The following is a 17,812-nucleotide window of genomic DNA, read 5'->3' as shown; positions in this document are numbered from 1 at the left end:
TTGAAGGTCATCCTGTGGCCATACAGCGGTGGTGAGCCGAGGGTAGTCAAATTTGAGGCTAACAAGGTAAATGTCATCAGCGGCGCTTCGAAGACTGGAAAATCGTCTGTCATTCCGATCATTGATTACTGCTTGGGGTCGGAGAAGTGTGCAATTCCCGTTGGTGTTATTAGAGATACATGCTCCTGGTTTGGCATTCTGGTTGACACACTTGAAGGACAAAAACTGCTTGCTCGACGGGAGCCTGGCGGCCTCAAAGCGTCTGGTGAGATGATGCTTCTGGAGGGCCCTGTTGTTGAAATTCCTTCTGAGATCGCTGGAAAGAATCAGAATGTTGACTATGTGAAAGCCGTCTTGAACAGGCTCGCAGGTCTGTCGAATCTGCAATTCGAACCCGGAACGGATGAGAGGTTCAAGTCACGCGTGAGCTTCCGCGACTTGATGGCCTTCCTTTTCCAGCCACAGAACATTGTTGCAAATCCTGATGTGCTGTTTTTCAAGGCGGACACTACTGAGCATCGGGAGAAGCTGAAGACTATTTTTCCTTATGTTCTCGGCGCGGTGAGCCCAGAATTGCTGCAGGCGCGGCATGAACTCGACCGGTTATCGCGTCTTCTCCGTCGCAAGGAAGGGGAGTTGAAGGCGCGTCAGGACACAGGCGCAGCGTGGCAGCGGGAAGGGTTTGCTTGGGTTCGCCTGGCGATTGAATATGGACTTCTGCCTGCACATACGGTTGTACCGGATGATTGGCCTTCGGCAGTCGACCTGCTACGAGAAGCGCTACGCAGTGACGTGCGGTCTGCGGCGCCCTCGTTAGAGGCGATGGATGTCATTATGACCAGAATCACCGAGTTGCGGGCGGATGAGTCGAAGCTGGCGATGGCGTTAAATCAGTCACGTCAACGTCTTCATGAACTGCATCGTCTTGAGGAAAGTGGAGATGAATACCGCGATGGCCTTCGTATTCAACGTGATCGTTTGGGCCTGTCCACCTGGATTCGAGACCTTGCCTCTGAACATCCTGCGGCGGTTCTTGAGCCCAGTAAAGCAGGTCGTGAGCGAATCGATCAATTGTGCCAAGCGCTAGAAGGAATCGAGTTGCGGCTTCGGTCTTATCCCGAAGTTACCGAATCGCTCGGAAAGGAGACCCTGCGTCAGCGAGAGTTGGTGGGCAACTTGCTTAGCGACTTGACTGGCGTACGGGCGGAGATTCGCACCTTAGAGGGGCAGTCTGATGAGGCACGGAAAGTCACCACGCGAGGTGAGGAAGTTTCTAGGTTTCTAGGGCGGTTGCAAGAGGCTCTCAGACTATACGAGGCCGCTGACACTTCCTCGGAACTGAACCAAGAGATTTCAGCTTTAAGGTTGGAGGTAGAAAATCTAGCCAAGCTGGTGTCTGAGCGTGAGATTGGGCGGAAATTGGAGAACGCGCTCAACACCATCCAGAACATCTGTAGCAGGCTAATTCCGCAGCTTGACGGTGAGTGGCCTGACGCACCAATTCGACTTGTCATCAAAGACCTTACAGTGAGAGTTATCCGAGAAACGCGGGACGACTTCCTTTGGGAGATTGGCAGCGGCGCGAACTGGTTGGCGTATCACGTGGCCCTCAGCCTAGCCCTACAGGGGTACTTCTTGCGATTCCCTCAACATCCTGTTCCGGCGCTGCTGGTCTACGACCAGCCGAGTCAGGTCTATTTCCCGGCGCCGGTGCGTCGCGCACGCAAGGAAGCGGAGGAGGAACTCGATCCGACTTGGGAGAACGAAGATGTTGCCGCTGTCAGGAAGGTTTTTGTGTTGCTCGATAAGATCGCCGAGAAGACAGAGGGACGCCTCCAAATCATTGTCCTCGATCATGCGAACGAAGAAGTTTGGGGAGGGTTGGAGAACGTTCACCTAGTTGAAGAGTGGCGTGGTAAGGGATTAGTGCCGGAGGCGTGGGTTAAGGCGCTATGAATCGGCCCTGGTTTTCTGGACAGTCCCGATTTTCAAAAAATAACGTCTCACAAATTCTACTGGAGACAACTCTTCGTCGTGGTCGTGCCGCCTCTTCGGGTTGTAGAACATCTCGATGTAGTCGAAGACATCGGCGCGAGCCTGCTCCCGGGTGATTCAGTTTCCGGAGCTTTTGCCATTGCCTGGGCGAGGAACTTGATCAAGGACTGCGAGGCGAAGGGGCGATTGCAGAGGTGCTGTGGATTTCTTAGCAAAATGGTTACTTGGCTGATGAGGGTACATTAACGATGATTTCCTGGCTGTCTCAGGCTTGGAGCGGTGTCTCCCCAGTCTTTGGAGCGCTGACCGGTTTGCTAACGGTTGTTATTGCATACTTTGCACTCATTTGGCCGCTTCGTTATCAGAGAAGTGCCGCAGTACTTGCACAAGCGGTGCTTTCGCTTGAACGTGCTTACGGCGCACTAACCATTGATGGAAGCCAAACATCTCCGGTTCCAGCGAATCGGCTCAACTGGCTGACTGCGGCACGCAACATCGAGACGTATAAGGCACTGAAAAGAAAGATTCGCGTAGGGGTGCACCTCCTGATAGCCGATGACCACGAAGAGTACTGGCGGCATCGCTTCTACCTAGCGCTGCAGCATCCTGCGCACCACCAGCCTTCTTATTACTATCCGTGGGGAAGAGTTCATGAGGATCTCCGAGCTGAGCAGATTGAGCCACGGTCGGCAATCATTGTTCACGCGTTCGCGAAGTGGCCACAGGGCCGTCGTGACCCGATAGATCATGCGGATTTCTGCCGTATCTTCAGTGAGACTGACCCGCGCCCTGGCAACACCGGGCTGAGAACCTATCTGGATGACCTCCAAATTCCAGGCAATGCTCGTTTTCGTGACCTACCAGATCCTTATCCCGATTCTACATGGCTGGATCGGTGCTTGAGGCGCTTTCATTTACATAAGCAGTTACGATCTCGGCGATAGAGTTTCGCACGGAGAGTATGGGTGAGGTGGCGCGAAAGAATTGCGGCGTTTGGGAAGCAAATATCTACAAGAGGAGGTAAAAGTGGAGCCAAGTACGCTGAGGTCGCTCGTGATTGATGCGAAAAAATTCAATCGAATTTACGACCAACAAAGGGAGGATGAGGCCGATATTCTGCGTGGCGAGTTTTTGAAGCGCTTCCCCATAGAGTCGCTACCATCGTTGACACTTGGCAAGTACGCCATTGGGCAGAATAAGGGCGAGACCTTTTGCCATTGGGTGGAGCATGGTACTGACAAATGGGCTCGCATCACAGGCGCTACTGCCAGCAAGTTTGGTGTTTATTTTGGTCATGAGGGAAAAAGTCCTGAGGTTCGCTACAGATATACGAAAAAATTTGCTGGAGACCTACCACTTCAGGGCGAGCAGAAAAGAGTCTTTCGTAATATTCGCGCCCAACTTCTGAGTTTGGTTCGGCAGGGCCAATCTCTCGATTTCCAGGCGATTGATTCGAATCCACTGTCTCAGATGCTGAAAGCGAAAATACTCAGCCTCTACTTCAGGGACCACTACCTGCCTATTTGCAGCAGCGATCTCCTCAATGATATGGCCGAGATGCTCGAGTTCGAAGGCGATTCACTGAGTAGGATTCAGCACGAGGCGCTACTTCTGAAGCAAAAAGCTTCCATCTTCCATGATTGGAGCAGTTTCAAGCTAGCCTATTTCCTTCGAAAACGGGTATCGGGAGATTTTGAAGGAGATGGACCGCACGCACCTGCAAGGCCTCCTAGGAAGCCAATCATTCCAAATCTCGACTACGAGCCTAACTTCGAAGAGTTGGAAAGGAAAGCCCGGGAAAAGGGCGAGAAGAGCGAAAAATTTGCACGGCAGTGTGAAGAATCCCGACTGCGGTCTCGAGGGCTGGAGGCTCTCATCCCGAGGATTCAAGACCGAACGAAGAAGCCAAAGTATGGCTACGATTTCGAGTCGTTCTCAAGCCCAGAGCAACCTCGCTACATTGAGGTCAAGACTTTCACCGGCTCACGGTTCTTTTTATCAGCTAATGAGTTGCGCAAAGCGCAGGATGATGAGAATGGCAAGCACTACTTCTTCTATCTAGTGACATATGATAAAGCAGGAGAGCCAGAAGATTGCCTGATTTATAGAGCTGAAGAAGTGCTGGACTGGTGTGACCTCAAGCCGCAGAACTTCATGGTCGTAGCCCCAACTGGTTTCGCAAAGCATTTGAACCGCGAACCTTCGCGCCACTAGTTTGATGAAATTGGTGACTAACTGCACGCGACGAGGATACTTGTGGAATGATCAGCCCAAAGCTATGTGTGCGACCAAGAATGGCACTCGCAGCAACCACGTTGCGCATTTATCAGCTCGGGATTCGGCTCGGTCACTGGCGATTGCGCCATGGGCTAAAGAGCTTGTCGTTTTCGCTCTGCAAATCAATAGCGAGTCCATGCCGTATGGCTTGTCCGAACGTGAGAAGGCAGGGGCTAGTGTGGGAGACGTACTCTTGCATCCGGAGGTAGTGCCACAGGCGATATAGCTGATAAACGATGCTTTATGTACCGTAGCATTTGGAGTTTTTGATACCCCAAGATGACTCCTGTTTATTTGGCATTGTCAACCAAGAGGGGTGCCTAGATTTCATGGAAAGAGTATTTTTGTGCTACGTATTTTGCTGAGTTTTCGATATATGGGAAAACGGTGCTTTCGTTGATGTTTAGCAGATCTAACTGGCGCAGAATTTCAGCTTTATTCGACACGGTAATTCGCATTACACTTATTTCATCGGTACCGTCTTCGTTTAGTACTGCATCTAATCCGAAGAGCAGAAATGCTCCAGACTGAGAGGTTATGCGGTTGTTGCTGCGCTTGCCCTTGACACAGAGAATAGTTCGTAGGTCTTTCTTCTCAATACGGGGCTCGAAGAACGACTTCTCTTCCTTAACAAAGTGGATCAGTCGCTGTAAAGGTACTTGATGATTGAATTTTTCAATATTTTCAATACTGTGATCAATCGCATCTTTATCGGTCTTTGACAGCCTGGCCAAGTTCGCGATGCAACTTGCTGTATCAGAGTCGAAGTACCGGATTTGCTCCCGGTCCACCGTCAGGACGATTACTTCTCCGTCAATATTTTGATTCGTTTTACAGGCAAAATACAACGCAATTAGCGGATTTGATGTAATGTCGAGAAGCCTGGTGGGCAGTGAGTAATGCTGCATACGTACCAGTCGATCGAGAGTGTAGTTGTCCCCGTAAAAATCGATCGAGTTCGAAACCAGGAGCTCGCGGTATAGCATATGCTCAGTGTCCAAGTATAGGTAGTTTCCCCGGGAATCCTTTCTGAAAAGAGATGGCTCTAACTTATATCCTGCACGGTTCGAGTGCCCGCGATAAAAAACCTCTTTGCCGCCCGGTTGAACCTGCAGAACCTTCTGGACGAACTCTCCCACTGTAGACACCTTGGATGGCTGGGGAGTCTCCGGCAACTCCTCAACTGAGGCAGGCGCCTGCTTTGGTTTCGCCATATTGCCAGCACCAAGTAGTTTGCGCTGACGTAACCGCTCAAAAAGATCTTCGTCTTTGATAGCCCAGTGAGTGCGGTTCATCTCCCAGTTTCTGATGTCTAGCAACGGGGTAATTGGTTTGATTGCTGCGTATGGGATTGGTGGAATTTCGTTATTAAATTCGAACTCAATCCTAATGCCAGAACGCCCTACCTCCTTGATCGAAGTTAGCGTACCGACTCGTATATCTTGATCCTCACCTTCATAGGCGAAAAGGCAAGGCCAAGAAAGAAGCGTCCGAATGTGACTCTCAGTTAGTACCGCGAACGCCTCTGCTATTTTGTCGTTTGTGTATTCGAGAAAACGGCTACGATCATAGACATAGAAGCCGGGCTCCCAACCATCTGTCTGGCCCGTGACAAAGAAGTGATACATGTGTGCCCTTGCTCCCAATTATTGTCGGTGGTTCTGTCACTTTTTTTCCTTTCACAGGAAATTAGACTCGACGGGACCCAACCTATGGTGAAGCATAACTCCCCGCTGAGTTAGATAACTCACTATTAGCGCCGCTGGCGGCTTTAAACCGCTTCTACTGCCATTCAGTGAAAATACTTATCTCGCCGGTTGTCGAACGCCGGGGTCGTTCCTTCCAGGACGTCCAGGACCAAGCGATTTAGCTCCGAGCTCTCGATGGCACCGGATGCATATGCCAGTGCGAACTGGTCGCTGCGATCGAACTCAGCGTGGATGATCTGCTCAGCGTCGCAGCACACTGCCAAATTAGCGTTATGAGTGACCATGACAATCTGCCGGCGCTCTTTGGCGCGCTGGATGATGGGGACCAGCATGGAGTAAACAGTTTGGTTATCCAGATTCTCTTCCGGCTGGTCCAGGATGAGCGGGGTTAGGTCCGTGTCGACCAGCAGATAGAAAATGAGCAGCAAAGCCCCGCGTTGGCCTGGCGACATCTGCTGGATAGTGGTTCCTGCCAGGCTGAGTGAGAACTTGGCTTCTACCTGCTTCAGGTTAAAAAGTTGTTCATATAGTTGCTCTGCTGTGACCTTGGTTCGAAGGATTGACAGTAATGCAGCGCCCGGCTGTTCCGCACCAGCGGTAATCGTTGCTCGGATATCTCTGAGCCCCTTGGCTAAGCTCTCGGCATCGTTGAAGTCAATGCCACGGAGCAGAGCCACGAGTTTTGCTGGACCTTCATCGTCGCCTCGGAAGCCGCCAGTGTTCTGTTTGACCAGTGAGAAGAACTGCTCGACGAAGGCTTGCCGGTCGAAGAAAAGGCCACTTTGGAACTCCACCTTGAGCTCGGTCGCAACGCCCGGAACGCCCCCGACCAACTCCTCCACGACCGCAAACAGCGGCCGGCGCGATTCCGCGATGACCATCAGCTCTGCGTGGATATCTTTCACCAATTTGTCCTGTTCATCTTCCAGGACCTTGCAGCGACCAGGCAGCTGAGCCAGTTCCGTAAGTCGCGCCTCGTAGAACGCCATCGTCTCGGTTTCGTCAGCCGCACCAATCAAAGTCTTGACAGCCTTGTCCCACGCGGTGAGCTGGATCATATACTCTTGGTAGAGTCTATTGGGCTGGTCGAGTTGTTCCTGCAACTGCGTGCGCTCTGCCACTAGAGCCTGATTCTTGGCGGCGTAATCCAGTTGCGCGGCAGCCAAGTTGCCGAGCTCACTCTCCGTGGCACTGAGGATTTCCTGTATGGCAACCCGCTGTGTCTCAACCTTCAACACATGCTGAAAGGTCACGTTGGCCTTCTGCAACTCAGCGAGGAGTTCCTCGTTGGTCTTGGTTGCCTGCTGTTCGAATGCCGATAGCCGTTGACCAACGCTTGATAGCGTGGTCCTGCGCTCGACCAACTCCCGCCGGGCTGTGTCTGCTGCAGTCGTAGCTGCCTCCAACTGGGCGAGTTCCTGTGCAATGGCTGCTAGGCGTTGAGACTCAGCTGAGGGTGCGGTGGCATCAGCATCTGCTGGCTTCGGGACTTCAGTGGGCTTTTTTGCCTGGAGGTCACCAAGCTCAAGCTTCTTGGAGGCAAGTTTCTCCTTAAGCTCATTCTCATGGGCGGCTCCCGACTGACGCTCCAACTCGGCGAGCTGGGCATTAACCTTGCGTAGCGTCTGGCGGTAGCTCTCGATCCGCTCCTGGGCAGGCTGCTCCTTGGCAGCAAGGTATTCGTCTAAGTTCTGGTGGCTGCCGCGGTCTGCCTGGTCCAGATGCGAGAACAAAACCTTGCGAATCTCGGTGCTGAAGCGATCCGACTTTCCGGCGATGTGATCTTCGCAAAGCTCTTCAAAGTATGTTTGCGAAATGTACCTGACTCGTTCCGGCTGGTCCGCTTTGGCCTGCTGATCCAACGTGACTTGGCCTACATCGCCGTTGCACCAGGTCAACTTCGCCTCGAAGGCGCCGGCGCGATGCCCGTTGCCACTCTTGAAACGGTTGTCTACAAGGAAGGTGAAGAAGTCGTGTGCCTTAGAGTTACCCGCCAGGGCGAGTACCTCGGCCAGGCCGCTCTTGCCAGAGCCCTTATTGCCGATGATGGCTACCAAATCCGGGTTCAGTTTCAGATCGGTACCGCTAAACCACTTTTCGTCCGTCTTGATGTCCGTTTTTGTAGAGATCTGCAGGCGGTCCATGAAGAGGCGTCCGTTGGCATCAACAAATGCCTTTTTTGGTGGCACGTCCCCGATGTACGAGCGGAACACCGGCTCCTTGATGGCATGGCGCAGGCCCTGGAATGTGGGCTCAGTTTTGATCCACGTCTTCATGTTGCTGGGGAATACGCCATAGTTGGCGAAGCTGTGCGCATCGGTGCCGCGAACGCAAAGACGCGCCTTCTTGTCCAAGGAGTCCCAGAAGCTGTCGAAATACTTTTCGTTCAACGTGTCCTTGATCCCGTGAAAGGCCAGGCGGTTGCCCTCATTCTTGCATTCAAAGATATCCGCAGACGCCCGAAACCGCCGCACCTCTGCGTAGTGGGCCACCCAGTCGATGTCCGAGAGGCCGCCGTATGTATCCCACGGCATCAGGAGCAAACCTCGATCACCCATCCTCTTTAGAACTTCTCTTAGTGACTCCTGGGTGACCATGGCGGTCTGCCAACCAACCTCCAGCGCATATTCCTCGTCGGCGGCCACCTTCTCCGCGTCGAAGCTGCCCTTCGCCAGCCGGTCGGGGCCGAGTTCGCGGGAATGTTGGATCAGGCATTCGTCACTCAGGGAGCGATCGCTGTCCTTCAAATTAATCTTGAGGACAGCTAAGACGTCCTTCAGCGTTTGCGGCGACACCTCAGGGTCAAGTACCAAGTGCACGTTTAGCCGCCGATCCAACGAACTCTCAACACGCAACTCAATGCCTGGAAAGATGACTTTGCCGGCAAGCGCACCTGGATGCGCCTTTTCGTACTCAGTAATGGCTAGGTACCCGTCAAAGGTCCAGTAGTCCATCGTTACGAACACATCAGGGGTAGCCTTCGCCATTGCGCTGACGGTTTGAGCAACTAGCTGCTCTCTATCTGCGTCGGCCAAACCACGCAACTTTTGGCCCTTCCAGTGGTAGGAAGCAGGGGTATGACAATGGAAGTCCCAGAGTCGCCAGACAGACCCTTCATGCGTGCGCGGTTTACTCATGATCGTGCTTACGTCACGCTCAGAAAGGCGCGACAAAATGAAAATATCTTAATGAACTGTATGTCATCGTAGAGGAGTTAGTAAGAGGGTTCAATGCCTACATCCTCTTCCGCTCCTCTCTAGTACCCCCCTACAGTCAACACCCGCAGCGCGAGGTAAGGCCCAGCTGCGCGTGGATGGAGACAGTGCGCAGCGCCGCTTCGTATTCATCGAGAGCAACGAGTAGAGGCATAGGGGCGTTTCGCAGTAGTTGGGAGGCCTCAGTGTGTCTGGGCCGCGCAGAGTACGCCACACGGAGCGGGACAAAAATGCGACGCACAGAAAATGAGCGCAGTCCGGCAGGCCCATGACCTATACGGGGAATATCCCCTTTTGGATCAACCAGAAATGCAAACACGCCGCCTCATCACCTCCCGCCTCGCCGCAGGTGCGCTCGCTTGTGCAGGAGCTTTCTCCACACTGAGCGCACAAGCTGCGGAGCCTTCTTATTTCGCGGTCGTGCCTGTCTCCGGATCAGGTGCGGTCGGGCAAATTCGCCCAGTGAAGATCGCGCTTGCGGGAGCGGTGCCGCCGGCAGCGCACACTGGCGTAGCCTATGAATTCAATATAGCCGCGCTCCTCACCCTTGACGGGCCAGCTGGCACATCACCTGCCGACGCTACATGGAGCCTCGAAATGGGCGCGCTTCCTGCTGGACTCTTGTTTGATGCTGGAAGGATCTTTGGTACCCCGCTAGAGCTCAGCAGCTCGCCCATAAAACTCACAGTAGTGGTGAGTTATCGAGGGTTGGAAGCCAGGCAGGACTACGAAATCTCTGTGGCCCAGACGTATTACGAATTCACAGACAGCATCTCGGGCACAGCCACAAATTACGACTTGCAGCAAGCAGCGCTCGCGTCTGGATGGGATGGTGTGCAGCCTCTCAAGGCACAAGTGACAATCGAAGAAAACGCGATAGTTGGCTCGGCGTCTACCTCCTTGTATGCCTTCAGCACCGGGGCGGACCTCCCCTCCGGGTCTATGCTCACTCTCCGCAACTATGGTGCCATTATTGGCATGGGTGGCTCTGGCGGTCGGGGAGAGTTCCCTTATGGGATCAGCGCAGGTTCCCCCGGAGGTGGTGCCTTAAACGTGCAAACCCCCCTACTGGTGGAAAACCACGGCCTTATCGCAGGCGGCGGTGGAGGTGGCGGGGCCGGAGCATTCAACACCCAACCTAACGTTGCTGCCGGTGGGGGTGGCGGAGGAGGGGGACAAGGGTTTACGACCTCTGCGCCAGGGTCGGGCGGGCTAGTCTACTCAGGAGCATACTACCCCGCAGGGAGTGCCGGGCACTCAGGCAATCTAGCTGCGCCGGGCGTTGGGGGGACTGGCGCTAGTTCTGGATACTACCCAAATCAATACAGCGCCCCTTGGTATTGCACAGCAGGATCTGGTGGAAGGGGCGGCGCGCTGGGCGAATCTGGACTGCCAGGAGGGGTAGGAACAGGGGCAGGCTGCATTAACGTTAATGGGGCAATGGGGGGCGCGGCTGGCGTAGCCGCCCAGGGAACTGAGAATATTATCTGGGGCGAAAAAGGGACGATTCTCGGTGCCGTGCGCCAGCAGCCTTGAGTCAATCATTCCGATTATCCAGAAACTGCTACTCATCTCATCTGCTTCGCACTGCTCAAGGCCGCCTCCCCTTTCTTCCCTTCCACCTGCGCCCGGAGGATGAGATCGAGGAACGGAAACGAAGGCGCGCAACATACGGAAGGTACAGGCCGCTTTACGAGGGTAGCCGCCGAATGGGGGCTGCCCCTCTCTATCCTCCTCTAGCCATGGCATCCAACCTCCGCCCCCAGGCAGGTCGCCGCCCCTCTTGCGTGACTGTCTCACGCCCAGGTAGGCTACGAGATCCACTTCAACCGGCTCCCCCGAGGAACCACCAAAAGAGGTCACCCGGTGAAAAACCATCGCATGGAAGCTCTCGCGCGCTCGCAGCGCCTGTATCACCAGCGCGCTCCCTGGCACGGGAACGGCGGGCTTTATATCCCGCACTCCTACGAGGAAGTGGCTGACAACGATCTCTCCTGGTGGGACGATTTCCAGTTCATTCTGTCTGGGCGCCGCATTAATACCTGGTGGCATCATCCACGCCAAGCCTACCAAGACGAACTTGGCTCACGCTCCTGGGATGTCGTTGACCCGCCAGACGAGTCTTCCTGGCTCAGCGTGCTCGAGGGCAAACGCCACTACAAAAAGGTGGGCTGTTCGCGCAAACGACTCGTAGGCAGAGAGATGCGCGATAAAACTGCAGACGAACAAGCACGTTCCGACGCGACCGAGGCGGAACGTCAACGGCTTTACGCCCACGGGATTGATTACACGGTCATCCCCAGCATGAAGCGAGAACGCACCTCCTGGTCCCTCTTTGTGGGGCTATGTGCGCCTATAGAGATCCGGCGGCCGGAGGATATCCAGCAGGCAGCAGACCTCGTGCGGCGGCTGTTGCGGTTCGAGGCCACCCTTGAACGGGAATTTCCTGGCTATTCCTACGGAAAGGAGGATTGGTTGAGCAAGGCACCCCGCAGGCAGGCTGAAGAGGCGCGGCACGAAACTGCGATGGGAGGTGGAGGCCCCTCCCTCAGGGAGCCGGGCCCGCCAGTTGACAATCTCCCGGTTTCCACCTAAACGAGGATAAACCCCCATTTGGGCCGCACTGTCTTTCGCCTATTCTTCGTCTGCGACACCACTGCTGCCTAACTTCGAGCAAGCCAACCTCTAACCCGCCTCCTGGCGCGGGCACCCTATTTATGAGAGGGTACTGAGAGGAGGTGTCGTGCTGGCGAGCGATCGATTCCACCGGCAAGGCGGCGATGTTGGCGCGTGCGATGCCTTCTCTGCCGGTGGGCGTTCGCTCAGCCTCGTGTTTTCCACTCACTCCAGAACGCTTTGTGTGGATCTACCGGCTGAGTATCGGTGGGCGCTTTTTCCGTATGGTGTGCGCAATGTCGAGCTCTCGCAGGTCGATGCTGTTCACCTCCAGCACTCTCAGACAAGCAATGAGGAAATGCGCCGGGAATTCCGCGCGGCGTATTTTCTGAATCAGCGTGTTTTCGGAGGCTTGGATTCCGAGACCAGCCAATCGTACAGACAGCTCCTTGAAGGTGACCTTCCGCCGGCGCATGGCGTCACGAATCAACGCTTGAACGTAGGGTTTGAGCACGGCGAGCGTCTCAGACTGCCGGATGGGCGAGGTATCGGGTTTCATATTACTTGGAGCGAAATCGCAGTCCCGTATCGGGCTTTCGGGGTGCCAGTTGGCTGGAACGTGACAATTGCGTCACATTTCCCATTATTCGCGGTCATTGTACCTACACGACACAAACGACAGAAGGTAAGTGTGCCGTGTTGAACAAAGAACAATTGATCGAACTTTTTGACCGCCTGGGCACGCCTGTTGCCGGACGTAAGCTCGTGCTTGAGGCGCGCATCCATGCTCCGGTGCGCCAAGTACAGTCTCGGGGCAGCAACGTCACGACTGTTCTTGCAAGTCGCAAGATGGGTTGCGAAATCAGAACCGAGAGCCGGCACATTGAGTTTCCAGCAGCTGTGGACCATGAATTCGATCCTACAGTGCTGGAGTTCTATCCACAGCCCTGCAAGCTTGCACTCGAGTTGGTTGAGCCGGCAACCGGTGAGGTTCACAACATTCACCACACGCCGGACTTCCTGGTGATCCGACGAGATGGCATTCTTCTTGAAGAGTGTAAGTCGGCCGAGAAGCTGGCGCGCTTGGCGCAGCAGTACCCCTACCGATATCAGCAAAACGAGGACGGTGGCTGGATCTCGCCATTGATCGAGGCCGAGCTGGCCGCCTATGGAATCGGCTATCACCTGTGCACTGACCAACTGATCCCGCGCCATCGGGTGGAGAACCTGCTGCACTTGGCTGATTACTTTCACCCGGCGGCGGATCCATGTGATCCGCAGGAGCTTCTACGCCTGGAAAAACTCCTGTCCGCCGAAGGGGCGCTTTATCTCAGTGAGCTGACGACAGAGCCTCATGGGTTTTCGCCGGACTTCCTCTTCAAGGCGGTGGCAGATGGTTTGGTGGCTGCTGATCTTGACCGCGAACCACTTACGCAGCCGCGCCGCGCACGCCTGTATCGCGATGTGACGTTGCGTGACTTCATGGCGAATCAGGGCTTGCAGGAGAGCTTGCCTGGCGAAGATCACTTCGTGCTGGATGTTGCGCAGGGCGCCGTCTTCACTTATGACGGGCGGCCGTACACGGTTTCGATGGTGGGCGAGCGTGAGCTCGTCTGTGCGGATGACTCGGGCAGGATCCTGTCCCTTGAGCGTGACTGGGTGACTCGGGCCTTTGCCAAGGGGCAGTTGACCCCAGTGCGGAATACAGATCGTCCGCGCCTGGATCTGGCGCGCTACACAGAGGCCGATTTGAGTCGTGCTCTACAGCGTCAGCAGATTCTGGCCGCGCCCTCTCTAGAGGCCTCAGTTTCTGCACGCACACTCAGGAGTTGGCGCGCACGCCAGCAGGCTGTAGCCGGTAACGGTGGCAATGAGGCGCTTGCACTCGTACCCCAAACGGCTGCGCGAGGCAATCGCACGGCGCGCCTAAGCGATACGCAAGAAACACTCCTTTGCCAGGTGATCAATAAGCGCTGGAAGAGCCACGAGGCAATCAACTTTAAGGCCTGCTATCGCTTCGTTTGCATCGCCTTCGACGAGGTGGGCGAGAAGGCCCCCTCCTATCCAACCGTCATTGCACGCATCAAGGCGATGCAAACGGAACAGGACGTGCGAACCCGGTGGGGCAAGCGCATGGCGTACCAGAAGGGGGAATTCGCAAGCGTTCTCTACTACGAGACGCCGGTGCACGGCTCGCGGCCCTTTCAATATGTGCACATTGATCATACGCAGCTAGATGTCGAGCTCTTGGATGCCACCACCGATAAGCCTCTTGGGCGCCCGTGGCTGACCTTCGCTGTTGATGCCTATTCGAGGCGAATTGTTGCGCTCTACCTTACCTTTGATCCGCCTTCGTATCACTCGGTCATGATGATCGTGCGCGACATGGTAAAGCGCTACGGCCGTCTGCCCGAATTTTTCGTGGTCGATAACGGTCGGGACCTCATCTCCCAGTCCTTCACTGTTTTTTTGCAGTTGATGGGGGTACATCTACGTATGCGCCCGGCTGGCCATCCACGTGCCGGTGCCATCATGGAGCGCGTCTTTGGGACTGTAAACACCCAGTATGTGCACAACCTGGCAGGCAACACCAAGGCCACCAAGCAGGTGCGCATGACCACGGGCAAACACCTGCCGGTGAATTTCGCGCAGTGGACGCTGGAGTCGCTGTACTACGGGCTCTCGCATTGGGCCTTCGATTACTACGATTGCGAACCACATCCGGCCCTTGGCTGCAGCCCGCGCGCAAGATTCCAGGCAGGGCTGAGGGATGCGGGCGGCCGTCCGCACCGCGAAATTCTCTTTACGCGAGATTTCCTCATTGCCACATGCCCGCCTGCGGATCGCGGCGGCGTACGCGTGATCGATTACCAGCGTGGCGTTAAGGTGCACGATCGTTGGTACTGGAATCCGTCGTTTCAGAATGCGCGAAACGCCCGCAAGAAGGTCGCCGTGCGCTACGACCCGTGGGATGCCGCAACCGTTTATATCTGGCTCGCCGATCAGTGGCTACCTGCCACGTGCCGCGCGTTGGGCGGACTTGGCCAGATGACGGAGTACGAGCGCCGGGCACTGACTGAGGAGTATGCGAGCCGTGGCGGCAAGACGACCGACGATCCGCAAAGCGCTCAGCGCCTGCGTGAATTCATCCAAGTCTTTACACCTGAAGGCGCTATGGCTGCTGAGCACGCACGCCAGCAAGAGAACAAGTCTCTGTACGACGCGCTGGGCCTGGCAAGTGTTGCGCCGGTTGCTCCCGCGCACGTCCCACCAGTAGCCCCAGCTAATGCCACATCTGTTTCCAAGGACATATCGGGTGCTCGCCCGCGAGTACGGATTGAGGACAGAACCACAACAACCGGCTCTCGCCCTGCGCATTCAAGCGTCGAGCTGGAGGACCTTCCTAAATTCGATACCTTCTGAGCTTCAGACATGACTGATACAGCAATTCACTGCAAAGAGGCACCCGGGGCGGGCACCTCCACCCATCCACAAGACAAGTCACCAGCCGACGTAGCTTGCAAGGACGGTGGTGCCGCCTCGTTGGTGAGTCTACGCATCAAGCACTCGCGCGTGGCGACGATCATGGCCGAGATCGATGCGCTCATCTACCGGGGCAGTCAGGATAGCCTCATCGAGATTTGCGGCCCTACAGGGGTAGGTAAGAGCGCGCTCGTGCGCCATATGGTCGATACGATCGTGGCCAATGCGCAGGCCGCAATGCAGGCCGATGCGGGGTTAATTCCGGCGATCTACATCGAGGCACCATCGTCTGGTGAGCACGAGTTCTCGTGGCGGCTTTTCTACAGTCGCATTCTGGATCAGTTGGACGGTGATGTAGCCGACGTGTTGCCACCTTCCTCGTATGGGATTGACACTCAGTCTGGTCGAATGGTGAGGTCCGCTCGTATGGCGAGTGGCAGCCTTGCCGCGCTTCGCACGGCGGTCGAGCGTGCGCTGGATGCCCGCGGCACACGGGTCGTGGTCGTGGATGAGGCGGCTCACATCATCCACCAGACAAGCCCTAAAAAATTGGAGGTTCAGCTCAATACCCTGAAGTCGCTCGCCAACCGTTGCAATATGCAGATGGTGCTCGTGGGGTCTTACGATCTGTACCAACTGATGTCCCTCTCGGCACAATTGGCCAGGCGCAGCCATGTGCTGCACTTTGGGCGCTACCGAGAGGATCGGCCGGAGGATGTGCGGGCTTTCGCAGGCTGTGTGTATGCATTCGAAGGAGCACTTCCCCACCTTTGGGCCGGGGAGCTCATGCCTTATGCGCAGGCGCTGCACGAGAATACGTTGGGCTGCGTGGGAACGCTCAATGCGGTGCTCACGCGCACGGCGCGGCGCATGGAGCTGGGTGCGCTCCTGCCAGACGCCTTGCATCGTTCGCTTCTTGCTGAGGTGCAGCGTCAGCAGATCCTGGAGGAAACCTACACAGGAGAGGCGGCCATCAATCCGGGGCTCACCCGCACCCTGCCGAAACTTGTGCGGAAACCCCGTGCGATTGGGGGGTTGGCATGAAGACGGTCGTAGAGAACCCGCGTTCTGTGCTGCACGCGGTGGCGCCTATGGGAATGGGTACGGCGCAGGTGGAGAGCCTCATCAGCTACCTCTGCCGTGTTGCCGTCTCGCACAGCACTTCGGTCACCGCGTTGGCCGGACTCGTGACAAGGTCCATGGGCAGCGACTTCGAGGCTGCCTTTGACTGGCGAGACCGCAGCCTGAGCGGTGTGGGGGCGTCGGCTCGCGCTTGGGCGGGCGGTTTGTCTGCGCTCACCGGGGTTGCGGGCTTGGATGCGACTACACTTTTGCCGTGGGCTGAGGTGTTTGCCCCGCGCGGCCTCTTTCGCAAGGGAGCGGCGAGGTGGTGCCCAGAATGCTTCAGGGAGGATCGCGATGAGGGCCGTTTGCCGTACTTCCGGCTGGCGTGGGACCTGAAAGTGGTGGCCGTCTGCGAACGCCACGGCACGCCGCTTTCCTGCGCCTGCTCTGAATGTGGGCGCGAGCATGTGCGTCATCGCGCAGCTTACGTTGTGCCGGGCTGGTGCACGGGTTGTGGTGCATTCCTGGGTGAACGCGCCGCCGCCATTGAGGCAACCCCTGAGGCGTTGTGGATTGCAAGTGAGATCGGGAAACTTCTTCGAGTTCAATCCGCGCTCATGCAACCGGCACACCTTGCGCCTTTGCAAGCGGCGATCACCCAGTTGGTGGCGCGGATGGATGGTGGTAATGCGGCCGCGTTTGGCGCGCGCATCGGGGTGGCGAAGTCCACGGTGCATTGCTGGATCCAGGGAAAGACTGCGATAACTCTGGAGGCGGCACTGCGCATCGCGGCGAAGATGGGGTTGCCGCTTGTGAGCCTGGCATTGGGCGATCTCGAAGGCTGGGTGCCACCCAAAGAAGTGACCCAGCTCAATCTGGATCTGGAACTCGGGTCACGTGGGCGGGAGCAGCCGGCGCGCGTGTTCGACTGGCTGAAGGTTCGAGAGAAGCTGCTCGCATTTGCCGAGCGGGCCGAACCATTGAGCCTGGCTGAGGCAGCTCGGCGGCTTGGGATTGATCCGAGCTATCTTTATTTGCGCGCGAACAAAGAGGCTCGGATCGTGGGTGCGCGCTGGGCTGAGCATGTGAAGTTGCGTGGTGAAGAAAATCGGGCCCGTGCCAGGGAGGAAGTGCAGGCAATGTGTGACAAGCTGCGTGGGGAGGGGCGGGCGTTGAACCTGCGCGAACTCCAGTCGCGGATGTCGCGTGAAGACCTGGCTGGTGCCAAGCATCTCTTCGACGTCTTGCGTGACATTCGTGATGAGCCCGGGTCGGGGCCTGGGTAGCGCGACTCGCTGAAACGAAAAAAGCCAGTCTATTGACTGGCTTTTTTGGGTCCTGGTGGCTTTGCTTCCGAAGCAAAACTCATCAGACTACTGCGAAAAGACGATAAAGCATAATGCGGCCGAACGTGAAATAAAGCATAAGCTTTCCATGTGGCAACTTTATGCT

General features: G+C 56.1%; 10 protein-coding genes and 1 pseudogene. 7 read left to right on the top strand and 4 right to left on the bottom strand.

What is annotated here, in order from left to right; genetic code table 11:
- A complete protein-coding gene (locus VF285_RS12770; RefSeq protein WP_346953017.1) occupies window positions 1-1,956 on the top strand; it encodes a DUF3732 domain-containing protein in 1,956 nt (651 codons plus the stop codon).
- Here the strand turns inward: VF285_RS12770 and VF285_RS12765 are convergent.
- Window positions 1,951-2,109 (bottom strand): annotated as a pseudogene (locus tag VF285_RS12765) (IS3 family transposase); the annotation flags it as partial. The gene VF285_RS12770 and the pseudogene VF285_RS12765 sit on opposite strands and share 6 nt — an antisense overlap.
- A 939-nt stretch (window positions 2,110-3,048) precedes the next feature.
- On the opposite strand from VF285_RS12765, the gene VF285_RS12760 reads away from it, so the two are divergent.
- Window positions 3,049-4,209: a DUF3883 domain-containing protein gene (locus VF285_RS12760; RefSeq protein WP_346953016.1), complete on the top strand. Its 1,161-nt coding sequence runs from the start codon at window positions 3,049-3,051 to the stop codon at window positions 4,207-4,209.
- Window positions 4,210-4,592: 383 nt separating this feature from the next.
- Here the strand turns inward: VF285_RS12760 and VF285_RS12755 are convergent, their stop codons facing one another.
- Both VF285_RS12755 and VF285_RS12750 read right to left on the bottom strand, forming a co-directional pair.
- Window positions 4,593-5,900: an FRG domain-containing protein gene (locus VF285_RS12755; protein WP_346953015.1), complete on the bottom strand. Its 1,308-nt coding sequence runs from the start codon at window positions 5,898-5,900 to the stop codon at window positions 4,593-4,595.
- A gap of 164 nt (window positions 5,901-6,064) precedes the next feature.
- The gene (locus VF285_RS12750) at window positions 6,065-9,118 is read right to left on the bottom strand and encodes a TrlF family AAA-like ATPase (protein WP_346953014.1); all 3,054 of its coding nucleotides are present in this window, start codon (window positions 9,116-9,118) and stop codon (window positions 6,065-6,067) included.
- 324 nt (window positions 9,119-9,442) lie between these two features.
- Between VF285_RS12750 and VF285_RS14490 the strand changes: the two genes are divergently transcribed.
- Window positions 9,443-10,732: a putative Ig domain-containing protein gene (locus VF285_RS14490; RefSeq protein WP_414648148.1), complete on the top strand. Its 1,290-nt coding sequence runs from the start codon at window positions 9,443-9,445 to the stop codon at window positions 10,730-10,732.
- A gap of 345 nt (window positions 10,733-11,077) precedes the next feature.
- Window positions 11,078-11,791, top strand: a complete 714-nt coding sequence (locus VF285_RS12745) for a hypothetical protein (protein ID WP_346953013.1) — start codon at window positions 11,078-11,080, stop codon at window positions 11,789-11,791.
- 271 nt (window positions 11,792-12,062) lie between these two features.
- Here the strand turns inward: VF285_RS12745 and VF285_RS12740 are convergent, their stop codons facing one another.
- Window positions 12,063-12,371: a DUF6471 domain-containing protein gene (locus VF285_RS12740; protein ID WP_346953012.1), complete on the bottom strand. Its 309-nt coding sequence runs from the start codon at window positions 12,369-12,371 to the stop codon at window positions 12,063-12,065.
- 137 nt (window positions 12,372-12,508) lie between these two features.
- On the opposite strand from VF285_RS12740, the gene VF285_RS12735 reads away from it, so the two are divergent.
- From VF285_RS12735 to VF285_RS12725, 3 genes are read left to right on the top strand one after another with little or no spacing between them, the layout of a single operon-like run.
- Window positions 12,509-15,235, top strand: coding sequence for a DDE-type integrase/transposase/recombinase (locus VF285_RS12735; RefSeq protein WP_346953011.1), 2,727 nt, complete (start codon window positions 12,509-12,511; stop codon window positions 15,233-15,235).
- Window positions 15,236-15,244: 9 nt separating this feature from the next.
- Complete coding sequence (locus VF285_RS12730) at window positions 15,245-16,339, top strand: AAA family ATPase (RefSeq protein ID WP_346953010.1); 1,095 nt, start codon at window positions 15,245-15,247, stop codon at window positions 16,337-16,339.
- Window positions 16,336-17,646, top strand: a complete 1,311-nt coding sequence (locus VF285_RS12725; protein WP_346953009.1) for a helix-turn-helix domain-containing protein — start codon at window positions 16,336-16,338, stop codon at window positions 17,644-17,646. The genes VF285_RS12730 and VF285_RS12725 overlap by 4 nt, the downstream gene beginning before the upstream one ends.
- The last annotated feature ends 166 nt before the right edge of the window (window positions 17,647-17,812 follow it).

It is taken from the genome of Castellaniella sp., assembly GCF_036379515.1.
In the GTDB taxonomy this organism is placed as follows: Bacteria; Pseudomonadota; Gammaproteobacteria; order Burkholderiales; family Burkholderiaceae_B; genus Castellaniella.
This window is presented reverse-complemented; position numbering and strand designations above follow the sequence as displayed.

Excerpts from the sequence above, each read along its gene's own strand:
- VF285_RS12755 (WP_346953015.1), bottom strand. The coding sequence starts at position 5,900 with ATGTATCACTTCTTTGTCACGGGCCAGACAGATGGTTGGGAGCCCGGC.
- VF285_RS12750 (WP_346953014.1), bottom strand. The coding sequence starts at position 9,118 with ATGAGTAAACCGCGCACGCATGAAGGGTCTGTCTGGCGACTCTGGGAC.
- VF285_RS14490 (WP_414648148.1), top strand. The coding sequence starts at position 9,443 with ATGAGCGCAGTCCGGCAGGCCCATGACCTATACGGGGAATATCCCCTT.
- VF285_RS12745 (WP_346953013.1), top strand. The coding sequence starts at position 11,078 with ATGGAAGCTCTCGCGCGCTCGCAGCGCCTGTATCACCAGCGCGCTCCC.
- VF285_RS12740 (WP_346953012.1), bottom strand. The coding sequence starts at position 12,371 with ATGAAACCCGATACCTCGCCCATCCGGCAGTCTGAGACGCTCGCCGTG.
- VF285_RS12730 (WP_346953010.1), top strand. The coding sequence starts at position 15,245 with ATGACTGATACAGCAATTCACTGCAAAGAGGCACCCGGGGCGGGCACC.
- VF285_RS12725 (WP_346953009.1), top strand. The coding sequence starts at position 16,336 with ATGAAGACGGTCGTAGAGAACCCGCGTTCTGTGCTGCACGCGGTGGCG.